Origin of the sequence: Alkalihalobacillus deserti (genome assembly GCF_020734105.1) — a bacterium.
Classification (GTDB): domain Bacteria; phylum Bacillota; class Bacilli; order Bacillales; family Bacillaceae_D; genus Halalkalibacter; species Halalkalibacter deserti.
Map to the genome: position 1 here is coordinate 353,627 of NZ_JAJAFR010000006.1, position 10,795 is coordinate 364,421.

Sequence of the window (10,795 nt, forward strand, 5' to 3'; positions counted from 1 at the left end):
GTATGAATTCGGATGCATATAAACAAGAAGTGATTGAAAATTTAAAAGACGTAGAAAATGCTGTACAAGCTAGTATGATTTCTTTTACTGAGACAGATCTTACGTTTAAACAGATCGCTGAAAATATTCCTCAAATTAACTCCCATAATCACAAAAAAGGGCAAATTCGGGCTTTAATCCTTCGCTTTAACTCCGATAATCATAAAAAAAAGCAAATTCGAGCTTTAATCCTTTGCTTTAACTCCGATAATCATAAAAAAGGCAAATTCGGGCTTTAATTCTTCACTTTAACTCCCATAATCATAAAATAAGACAAATTCGTGCTTTAATCCTTCGCTGTGGGAGTACCGGTTTGAGTGTAAGGAGCCAAATGGATGAATTAACAAAGGTAGTGAATGGAATTAAGAGAGTAAACTTATAACGTTATACATCAGCTGAAATTTTAAATCTGCTGTCTCCAAGTAAGTAATTGGTTAACGAATATACTATTAAAAAGGAGTGCTTAGTAGTCCTTTTTTTCATCTACCAGTGTTGACTGCTGTATAGAAAATGGAAAAGTATTTTTCTAACTAGATGCAAAAGGTTCAATTATTGAATTAATCAAGGAGTGCCTAAAAGGTATTCCGTGTTTGTCTATAATGATTCTTACTTTAAAAAAATTGTATTCTCGTGTAAAATTTTAATAGTTTCTCTTCTGTAAAAGTTTTACAATAGAGAGCGTGAGTTCTAAGGTTTCAAAAATAAGGGAGTCTTACAATGAAATCATCGTATTTAAAAATTACTTTTCTAGGTATATGTATGCTGTTAGTAGGCTGTACTCAAGTTCTTCATACAAGTGAAACAAAAGAAAAAATAAAGATAGGTGTGCTTTTAGCAGATGATGGTTTGGGTGATCACTCGTTTAATGATACAGCTTTCTTAGGGTTAATGAAAGCAAGGGATGAGCTAGGGATCATGTTTGATTACCGTGACCTTAGTATCTCTTCTTCTTTTAAAGATGGTTTATTGGAATTAGTAGAAGGTCAGTATGATTTGATTATTGGACTAGGTTATCCAATGAAAGAGAATTTTGAAGCAGTTGCGCTTGAATATCCAAACCAATCTTTCTTATATCTTGATGAAACAATTGATTTGCCTAATGTGACTTCCATTACATTTAATGAGTATGAAGGTAGTTACCTAGCAGGCATAATAGCAGGTTTGAAAACGGAGTCCAATTCAATAGGTTTTCTCGGAGGAGTGGATGCCCCTGTTATAAATAGATTTAAAGATGGGTTTATAAGTGGGGTTACCGCTGTGAATCCTAATGCAAAGATTTACATTGAATACGCTGCTACTTTTGGTGATCCTGAAATAGGACGGAAAATGGTTTCCATTATGGTAGAAGAAAAAGATGTTGATATCGTTTTTCCAGCAGCTGGTTATACAGGTCTTGGGGCTCTTGAAGAAGCAGTTGCTAAGAAGATCTTTGCAATAGGTGTAGATACTGACCAATTTTATCTCGCTGAAAAAGCCGTTATTACCTCTATGTTAAAAAACGTTGATGTCGCTATTTATACCGCAATTAAGGAGCTAGTTGAAACAGGAAGTTTATCAAAAAAACATATCGAACTAAGTCTTGTCGACAACGGCGTCGGTATATCACAAATTCGCTTGGTATCTCTTTCAGAGCGAGAAAAAGAACAAATAAATGCTTTAACAGGGCAATTAATCTATAGTACAGAAGATTAGTACTGGATTGAATAATAGGAGGTCACAATTTTGTGAATCTACAGATGAAGTTTCTATTACATACCGCTGTTTCCATTCTTATAGCCTTAATAATCATGTCTATCATTATTTTAAAGCTGTTTGCCATGCAAGTAACCGCTAGTGAATTTTCGAATACTTTGCTAGAAGTTGAGCAGTTAAATAGTTCGTTAGAGAGCTATCAACAATCTTTAGCAAACTATGGGAAAAATCCGACGGAAAGTAACCTGTTGAATACCATTTCGAAATTTAATGAGTTTCTAGTAGAAGCCAAAAGTGTAAATAAACTACGAATTACGGATGAAGAGGATCAGCAAAGAATTGAATTGTTTCAAGAAAAAATGACTCGAATCAAAGATAAAATGAATATTGTTACAGAACAGCAGAATGTAACGGTAGCGATCCAACTGTCCTCGATTATCAATGGAGTGTTAAATGATGTTCATCTTTTAAGTCAATCCCTTAAAGAGCAGTATGATGTGTTTTCAAAACAGAACAATTGGGAAATCGTTTATCTATTCATATTTAGTGGAGTCATGCTCTTAGGAATCGCTAGTGTCTCTACGTATATCTCAACGAGGAAAATAGTTAAGCCAATTCAATTACTCAATGAGTACTCCAAAAGGATATCAGCTGGTGATTTGGAAATTAAAGAGTTGGAACTTAATAGTAAAGACGAAATTGGGCAATTAACAAATTCGTTTAATACGATGAGGCAAAGCTTATTCACACTTGTTAGGCAGTTACGAAGAAATGCAGATAAGTTACAAACACTTGCAAACACTGATGAATTAACGAAATTATACAATAGAAGGTTTTTTATGAGTGCGGGTAAACAAATGGATGGCCAGTCTTTTTCGATTATTATTTTTGATATAGATAATTTTAAAAGAATAAATGATACATATGGCCATTTAGTTGGGGATAAAATGATCGTACATGTTGCCTCGCTCTTAAAGAGTGTTGTCACACAGAAGAGTATTTGTGGGCGTTTTGGAGGAGAGGAATTCATTGTTCTGCTCCCGGAAAAGGGTAAAAACGAAGCGATGAAACAAGCCGAGAATTTACGATTTATAATTGAACAATCAAGCATAGCCGTTGATGATGAGCAATTATCGGTTACATGTAGCTTTGGTGTAGCTGATTCAACGGGGATGAGTGATGTCATGAGTGTTGTTCGAAAAGCAGATACAGGGCTTTACTTCGCGAAAGAAAATGGAAAGAATACTATTAAAAGTGTTGTGTAATCGACGCTAGCAATAGTATTCTTGTTTTTTAATCAAACATTTAATTAACAATGAATTGTATACATAATAAGCTTAATTTTATAAACATTACTAAACCCTGCTATGAATAGTTCATAGCAGGGTTGTTTGTAACGAGTAATGAGCTTTATTTACCAAGCATTAAAGGTCCGTAACGGCACCTTTTGAAGCTGATGAAACAAGTCGGGCATATTTATTGAGTACTCCTCTTGAATAACGTAGAGGTGGAGCACTCCATTTTGCTAACCGCTCTGACAGTTCTTCCTCTGTTACATCAACAGAGAGCTCTTGTGTTTCACTATCTATCGTGATCATATCCCCTGTTTCGATCAGAGCGATTGGTCCACCTACTTGAGCTTCAGGTGATACATGTCCTACGACTAAACCATGCGTCCCTCCTGAGAATCTTCCATCGGTGATGAGACCCACTTTTTCGCCTAATCCTTTTCCAACAATGATCCCAGTAATCGAGAGCATTTCCGACATACCAGGTCCTCCTTTTGGTCCTGCATACCGAATCACGACGATGTCGCCTTCTTGGATGTCATTATCTAGAACGGCCTTGGTTGCTTCTGGTTCTGAATTAAATACTTTTGCTGGACCAGTTATTTTCGTAATCTTTAATCCAGACATTTTAGCGATCCCACCCTCTGGGGCTAAATTGCCTTTTAATACAAAGAGAGGACCAGATTTACGGATAGGATCGTCAAAGGAGCGAATGATCGTTTGTCCGTCTTTTAATGAAGCTTGATTGGCAAGATTTTCTGCGAGTGTTTTCCCTGTAACAGTTAGACAATCTCCATGAAGTAGACCTTCATCAAGAAGCATTTTCATTACACCCGATACGCCGCCTACAGAATGAAGATCATGCATGACATATTTACCGCTAGGCTTTAAATCAGCTAAATGAGGGACTTTTTTTCGAATGCGATCAAAATCATCAAGCGTAAGGTCGACATCAACTGAATGAGCAATAGCCAACAAATGAAGAAAAGCATTCGTAGAGCCACCGAGTGCCATTACAACGGTAATCGCATTTTCAAATGCTTTTTTCGTCATGATGTCTTTTGGATAAATCTCCTTACGAAGAAGCTCGAGCACTGCTTGTCCTGAGTCATAGCAATCGGTCAGCTTTTCAGACGTTTCGGCAGGATTAGAAGCGCTACCTGGTAGGCTCATCCCCATTGCTTCTATGGCCGACGCCATTGTATTGGCGGTGTACATTCCACCGCAAGATCCTGCGCCAGGACAAGCGTGGCATTCAATATCTTTTAAATCTTCTTTGTTCATCTTACCAGCACTATACTGCCCAACAGCTTCAAAGACAGAAACAATATCAATATCCTTGCCATTTTTAGATTTTCCTGGTGCAATCGTTCCTCCGTATACAAAAACAGCAGGAACATTTAAACGTCCAATCGCAATCATACAGCCAGGCATGTTTTTATCGCAGCCACCAATCGCGACTAACCCGTCAAGACGTTCGGCCCCCATTACGGTTTCAATTGAATCAGCGATAACTTCTCTACTTGGTAATGAATAGCGCATCCCTTCATGACCCATTGAAATACCATCGGATACCGTTATTGTATTAAAAATTAGTGGAGCACCATCTCCATCTTTAGCTCCTTCTTTCGCTTTCAAAGCAAGTTGGTCAATATGAACATTACATGGAGTCACTTCACTCCAAGTACTGGCAATGCCAATCATTGGTTTTTTAAAATCATCATCATTGAAGCCAACCGCTCTTAACATGGCTCGATTAGGAGCGCGGTTTTCTCCTTCACTAATATCAATGCTTCGAATTCGCAAATCTTTGTTTTCTTCTTTTGTCATGGAATACCTCCTGTGTTTTTCTCTACTATACATGTCATAAACAGTATCAACAAAAGATCTGCTTTTCATAATACATGTTTTTTCTTTTGAAATAAAAGTGTGCGAAGACTACCATGGTCTCAATACATTAGGATTTTGGACTGTATATGTCTAATGACTTTAGGGCGATATCTTGGGCATAATACAGTTTATATACATGAGAGGGGGGATAGTATGAGGCTAAGAAATGGAGATCTGTATACAAATGTTTTCACTAATAAGTTGTATATGTTAAATGAAGATGCCGATAGCAACTGGTACATGAGTTTGCGTGATGAAGGAAATTATCATGAAACAGAAAAGAAATCAGGACGGGATATGATGAGATTAGTAGAAGGTGGTTATAAAAAAAGCTAATTAAAAAGATAATCCATTCCTGAAGGGTACCCTGTAATCATACTTTTTTGTGGAATGTAGGGAAAATTTAAAACAACATAAGATATTCAAAGGGAAAATCCGCCTTTATGTCGAATATAATATAGATAAAGGGGATGACCCAATGAATAAAGTTGAGTTATTAAAAAAATTACTAAATAGTAGTCGAAATAATTTGTTTTCAATAGAGATTCCTACTACAAAAGAAAATGAACAGAAGATCCAAGAACTGGTTAAAGCATTAGAAACAGAAGAAAAAATTAAATTAAGAGAATATGTACAAAGAGATTACTCGGTTTATTTACATGGGATAATGAAGTACTCATCCTAGTAGTAAGGAGCTCCGTTAATATGGAAATCGTAAATAGTAGCCAAATCGATATAAAAAGTACCCTATAGAGTAGACATTTTAAAAAGTCTACCTATGGGGTACTTTTTTATATTATCAATCAATTGTAAAAAAATACTAAATATAATGACTTTTGTCTAGGCCCCAAATCAAGGTTTTAAAAGTATTGCTATTTATAGTTCAATTTGAGAGGTAAATGGTAACTTATGTTTAAGGACATATTGAGATTTTTAAAACGAATGTGAAGGGTTGTTAAAATCTATATTTAATAAATAACAAATGATGCTGGGTGTTACCAAGAGGGAAGATGAAAAAGAGTGCTTGATTCTTCTTGATTTCATATGAAACACAAATAGTAAATTTAAAAGCTTGAGGATTGTCTAAAAATATCTTTAACCTAACAGAAGATGAAGGTTTAATTTGCGGAACTACGGATTTATTTCTAAAATCAACTCAAAATGTTAATCAAACATTTAATGAAGAAACGACATTGGTTGCTGTATCCGGATTACATATGAGAGGGTTACCGTTAGAGAAACAAATGAAAGAATGTCGTGCTGAGTTTGTTCGAGAAGCCATTACGGCTCCTAAATACCAATTGGTGAAGCTTCCATCTGAACCAACGAAACCTGAATTGATTAAAAAACAACAGGTAGTAGATCGATCCAGTTAGAAGTTTGGAAAATGTTTGTCTCAAAATTTGGGCTGTTTGTTGCTTCAATTCCTGCCCCGCTTGGAATCGGAAAAGTCGAGATTGAAGCTGCTTTCGAAGTTCCTGGGTTCGTTTGTGAAGCGTATCGGCAGAGGGTGCCGAAGATATTACTGCTTTAGGTTGGCACAATCTTTTGTTAAAAAGCTAAAAAATATGTTTAAAATTATTTAATGAAGACTGATACCTAAGGTGTCAGTCTTCATCTTCGTTCTAGAGGTAGGGGCGAGGACGAGGGCGTGGTCCATAACCTGGGTACCCGTATCCACCAAAGCCATGGTGTCCATATCCATAACCTGGGTATCCGTAACCGCCATAACCACCAGGACCGTATGCGCTATAACCAGGTCCTACATAAATAGGGCTGAAGGTACCGAATCCAGGTCCGACTAACTGTCCTCCTAAAAAGCCTAAACCGGCTCCGAGGATACCAGCGCCTAGTGGTCCAATCCCAGGACCGAATCTAGAATTTGTATGTTGATATACTGGAGTTGTGTATGCGTTTCTATACATTAGAATTCCCCTCTCGTATAATAATCATTTTCACTCTAGCCTATGATAGTTAGTCAGATGTGGAATAGGTAAGAGCCCATTTGTAATCCAATGATGAAGTTGCCTATACAAAAATTGAGACATTTTTCACCGGTCTAGCTTTAAAAAGAAGATAGGTGAAAGTTATACACAGGCCATCTGTGGAGAAAGTGGATAACTACGAACAAACATTCGACAAAATTCAGACTTAAATAGACAATATTCGGGTTCTTCTATGAAGAAGGCTAATTAATGAAGAGGTTTTTTGTCAGTTTTGCGGAAACTGCCCATGGTGAAAAAACATAAATTAATCCATCATGACAAACAATGGAAAGAGGAGATCATGACACTGGATGGTTATCGGTTGGTGGCTACGAGGAGTATGTTACCTGTCTGAAGTTTTACAAGATGTCAAAGCAACAGCAACTTTTATTTCTTCAAAAATGAATAAAGAACGGACCAATGTTCAAGGAGTCATAAAAGAATATACAAATCTTGATTTAACAAAAGAGGAACTAAAACGATTAAAAAAACTACTAAAAAGAAGGCGGGCATACTAATAAATGAACTTATTAGTGAGAGGGCCTTATATTGATTGGATAACAACAGAGCATACAGGTGTCGATGTTCCTATTTATGCGTTTGGACCAAAATCTAAATTATTTTCAAGGACATTTAGTTAACACAGATTTACCCGAAAAGTTAGTTCAAGCAATGAAGATGTCCTTAGTCAAGCAAAAAAAATTTTAACGAACGTTAATTAATATATGTTAAAAATGGTTCGTTAATTTTGATATTTAACTTGAAAGAATACGTAACTTAGCTTTATGATAAGAGAAAATAACAGTGTTGATGGGAGCGGCGTTTAAATGGAATCTACGCAAGTTAAAAAAATTTTATTACTTGGTTCGGGCGAATTAGGAAAAGAAGTTATTATAGAAGCGCAACGTTTTGGGGTTGAAACGGTTGCGGTCGATCGTTACGCGAATGCCCCTGCTATGCAAGTGGCGCACAGATCTCATGTTATTGATATGCTTGATGCCGAGGCCTTAAGATCAGTCATTGAGCAAGAAAAACCTGATCTTATTGTTCCAGAAGTTGAGGCGATTCAAACTCAGGTTCTAGTTGATTTAGAAAAAGAAGGACATGTTGTTGTTCCAACTGCCTCTGCTGCCAAGTTAACAATGGATCGTGAGGGAATACGAAGACTAGCAAGTGAAGAGTTAGGGTTACCTACAGCGGGTTATCAGTTTGCTAACTCTTATGAAGAATTAAAAACAGCGGTAGCGAAAATTGGAACCCCTTGTGTCATTAAACCATTAATGAGTTCCTCTGGTAAAGGACAAAGTTTATGTCGTTCCGAAGATAATATAGAAGCATCCTGGGATATGGCTTTAGAAGGAGCACGGGGAAAGAGTACTCGAGTGATCGTTGAAGAATTTATTCATTTCGAATCAGAAATTACGTTATTAACAGTTCGCTCTGTTTCTGGTACTGCTTACTGTGCACCGATTGGACATGTTCAAAAAGATGGAGACTACATCGAGTCTTGGCAACCTCATCAAATGACGGAGACACAAATCATCGAAGCGCAAGACATCGCTAAAAAGATCACAGATGCATTAGGAGGTTATGGGTTATTTGGAGTAGAATTGTTCTTGACGAAAGACAAGGTATACTTTAGTGAGGTGTCGCCTCGACCACATGATACAGGGATGGTTACGCTTGTTACTCAAAACTTATCAGAGTTTGCTTTACATGTTCGTGCCATTTTAGGTTTTCCAATTACTGAAATAACGCTTCATGCCCCTGGTGCGAGTCATGTTGTAAAGGCTTGGGAAGAAAGTTCAAATTATCAAATAGCTGGAGTGAACGAGGCGTTAGCGACTCCATTAACACAAGTTCGAATTTTCGGTAAGCCGGAGACTAAAGTGGGTCGAAGAATGGCAGTAGCTCTAAGTACTTCAGAAGATACACAAACGGCTCGTAAGCTAGCGAAAGTAGCAGCGGAGAAAATGAAAATTACTTACCAGAATAAATAGGTCTAAGTAAAAGACGATTGAGATTTTTTTCTTAATCGTCTTTTTTTTGCAAATAAGTCTATTAGTATTAAATCGTTTATTGGCCATAATAAAAGCGAAGATAGGAAAGGAGTGGAATTCAATGAGGAAAATCGCATTCATACTTCTATTAATAGCTTGTTTTGGGCTTTCAGAGTGGAGCTATGCTCAATCACTTGATTATCCTAATGCTTCTATTTTAGTTACAGTTGATGAATTAGAAAAGAATTTAGATGATAAGAACATGTATGTGATAGATGTTAGAAAAGAAGGGTATACGTCTGGACACATACCTGGTGCTATTCAGTTTGATATGGATCTGTTAGTAGATAATTCACATCCGATTGATGGTTACTTAGTTCAGAAAGAATCATTTGAAAAAGTAATGAGAAACTATGGTTTAAAAAATGATCATACAGTTGTTATCTATGATCAAGGAGGAGATACGAATGCAACAAGGTTGTTCTATGCTTTGGAGTATTTTGGACATGAGGATGTGAAAATAGTAAATGGAGGATTTGCAGCTTGGGAAGCGACGAACAAAAAAATATCAACTTCAAAGTACAACATTAATCGTGGAGACTTTAAAGTAATAGAAAAACACGATCTTATGATGACCAAAGAAGAAGTAAAGGCGGTAATTGGAAAGGAGGAGGTTGTTCTTTTAGATGTACGTTCTCCTGAGGAGTATAAGGGTAGGGATGTTCGTGCAAAGAGAGGGGGCCACATTCCTTCTGCTATAAATGTAGAATGGAAAAGTGTACTTAATGAAGTGGGAGTTCCTGAATTTAGACCATTGGATGAAATAGTTGCTCTATTAGAAGAAGTCGGAGCTAGTAAAGATAAAAAGATAGTCGTCTACTGTCAAAAAGCGAATCGTGCCTCTCATATGTATTTTACTCTTAGGCTACTAGGGTATGAAAATCTATCTGTATATGAAGGATCGTGGGAGGAGTGGGGCAATGATCCGAACATGCCAATTGTAAATCCAAGTCAATCAAAAAGTGAGTTCGGTCGTTAAAATGGATCCAACTAGATGAATGAGCATAAGTGTGTTTCACTGTAACAATCTCCTAAAACAAATACACTATGATTGAAATAGGATGTTTTGATATATGTGATAAGTGGTAGAAGGCATATAGGAAATAAAAAAGAAATAAACTATTGCGGAGAATTACTTGGTGTGGTATACTAATTTTTGTTGTCGCAGTAATCATCTTTTAAAGGATATTCGCAAAAAAAGATGTTGCGTTGATGTTTATAATGTGGTAAGATAACAAATGTCGCTAATAAGTGACTGTTGTTGACGGAAGTCGACAGTGAAATAGTTCTTTGAAAACTGAACAAAAGCCAAGCGAAAAGAGAAAACATGATTTTCTCGTCAATTTTCAGCAATTTAGTAAAATTGCATTTTATATCGCTAGCGTGATATAAGCATTGAGCACAAATCAAGCACTTTTATGGAGAGTTTGATCCTGGCTCAGGACGAACGCTGGCGGCGTGCCTAATACATGCAAGTCGAGCGAACTAATTAAGAGCTTGCTCTTATGAGGTTAGCGGCGGACGGGTGAGTAACACGTGGGCAACCTGCCCTGTAGATCGGGATAACATCGAGAAATCGGTGCTAATACCGGATAATTTCTAGAATCTCATGGTTTTAGAATAAAAGATGGCTCCGGCTATCACTACGGGATGGGCCCGCGGCGCATTAGCTAGTTGGTAAGGTAATGGCTTACCAAGGCGACGATGCGTAGCCGACCTGAGAGGGTGATCGGCCACACTGGGACTGAGACACGGCCCAGACTCCTACGGGAGGCAGCAGTAGGGAATCTTCCGCAATGGACGAAAGTCTGACGGAGCAACGCCGCGTGAGTGATGAAGG

10 protein-coding genes, 1 rRNA gene and 1 pseudogene are annotated in these 10,795 nt (G+C 37.3%); 10 read left to right on the forward strand and 2 right to left on the reverse strand.

Translation table 11 applies throughout. The features are described from left to right. The first annotated feature begins 2 nt into the window (after positions 1-2). From LDX58_RS14310 to LDX58_RS26465, 3 genes are all read left to right on the forward strand, one after another. Complete coding sequence (locus tag LDX58_RS14310) at positions 3-278, forward strand: hypothetical protein (RefSeq protein ID WP_227937509.1); 276 nt, start codon at positions 3-5, stop codon at positions 276-278. A 478-nt stretch (positions 279-756) separates the two neighbouring features. Further along, positions 757-1,731 (forward strand): BMP family ABC transporter substrate-binding protein, encoded by a 975-nt coding sequence (locus LDX58_RS14315; protein WP_227937510.1) that lies wholly within the window; start codon positions 757-759, stop codon positions 1,729-1,731. A gap of 32 nt (positions 1,732-1,763) precedes the next feature. Beyond that, complete coding sequence (locus LDX58_RS26465; RefSeq protein ID WP_227937511.1) at positions 1,764-2,996, forward strand: GGDEF domain-containing protein; 1,233 nt, start codon at positions 1,764-1,766, stop codon at positions 2,994-2,996. Between the two features lie 159 nt (positions 2,997-3,155). On the opposite strand, the gene ilvD is transcribed toward LDX58_RS26465, so the two are convergent. Beyond that, entirely contained in the window at positions 3,156-4,850 is a 1,695-nt protein-coding gene (gene ilvD, locus LDX58_RS14325; protein WP_227937512.1) for a dihydroxy-acid dehydratase, read from the reverse strand. 213 nt (positions 4,851-5,063) lie between these two features. On the opposite strand from ilvD, the gene LDX58_RS14330 reads away from it, so the two are divergent. From LDX58_RS14330 to LDX58_RS26710, 3 genes and pseudogenes are all read left to right on the forward strand, one after another. Then, positions 5,064-5,246 (forward strand): hypothetical protein, encoded by a 183-nt coding sequence (locus tag LDX58_RS14330; RefSeq protein WP_227937513.1) that lies wholly within the window; start codon positions 5,064-5,066, stop codon positions 5,244-5,246. Positions 5,247-5,388: 142 nt separating this feature from the next. Continuing rightward, the gene (locus LDX58_RS14335; RefSeq protein WP_227937514.1) at positions 5,389-5,595 is read left to right on the forward strand and encodes a hypothetical protein; all 207 of its coding nucleotides are present in this window, start codon (positions 5,389-5,391) and stop codon (positions 5,593-5,595) included. 559 nt (positions 5,596-6,154) lie between these two features. After that, a pseudogene (locus LDX58_RS26710) lies at positions 6,155-6,444 on the forward strand (allophanate hydrolase-related protein). A 91-nt stretch (positions 6,445-6,535) separates the two neighbouring features. On the opposite strand, the gene LDX58_RS14350 reads toward LDX58_RS26710, so the two are convergent. Beyond that, complete coding sequence (locus LDX58_RS14350) at positions 6,536-6,835, reverse strand: hypothetical protein (RefSeq protein ID WP_227937517.1); 300 nt, start codon at positions 6,833-6,835, stop codon at positions 6,536-6,538. Positions 6,836-7,206: 371 nt separating this feature from the next. Between LDX58_RS14350 and LDX58_RS14355 the strand changes: the two genes are divergently transcribed. The 4 genes from LDX58_RS14355 to LDX58_RS14370 form a co-directional block, all read left to right on the forward strand. Next, entirely contained in the window at positions 7,207-7,413 is a 207-nt protein-coding gene (locus LDX58_RS14355; protein ID WP_227937518.1) for a hypothetical protein, read from the forward strand. A 309-nt stretch (positions 7,414-7,722) separates the two neighbouring features. After that, the gene (purT, locus tag LDX58_RS14360; protein WP_227937519.1) at positions 7,723-8,895 is read left to right on the forward strand and encodes a formate-dependent phosphoribosylglycinamide formyltransferase; all 1,173 of its coding nucleotides are present in this window, start codon (positions 7,723-7,725) and stop codon (positions 8,893-8,895) included. Between the two features lie 121 nt (positions 8,896-9,016). Beyond that, a complete protein-coding gene (locus tag LDX58_RS14365) occupies positions 9,017-9,934 on the forward strand; it encodes a sulfurtransferase (RefSeq protein ID WP_227937520.1) in 918 nt (305 codons plus the stop codon). A 436-nt stretch (positions 9,935-10,370) separates the two neighbouring features. Continuing rightward, a 16S ribosomal RNA gene (locus tag LDX58_RS14370) occupies positions 10,371-10,795 on the forward strand; the annotation flags it as partial.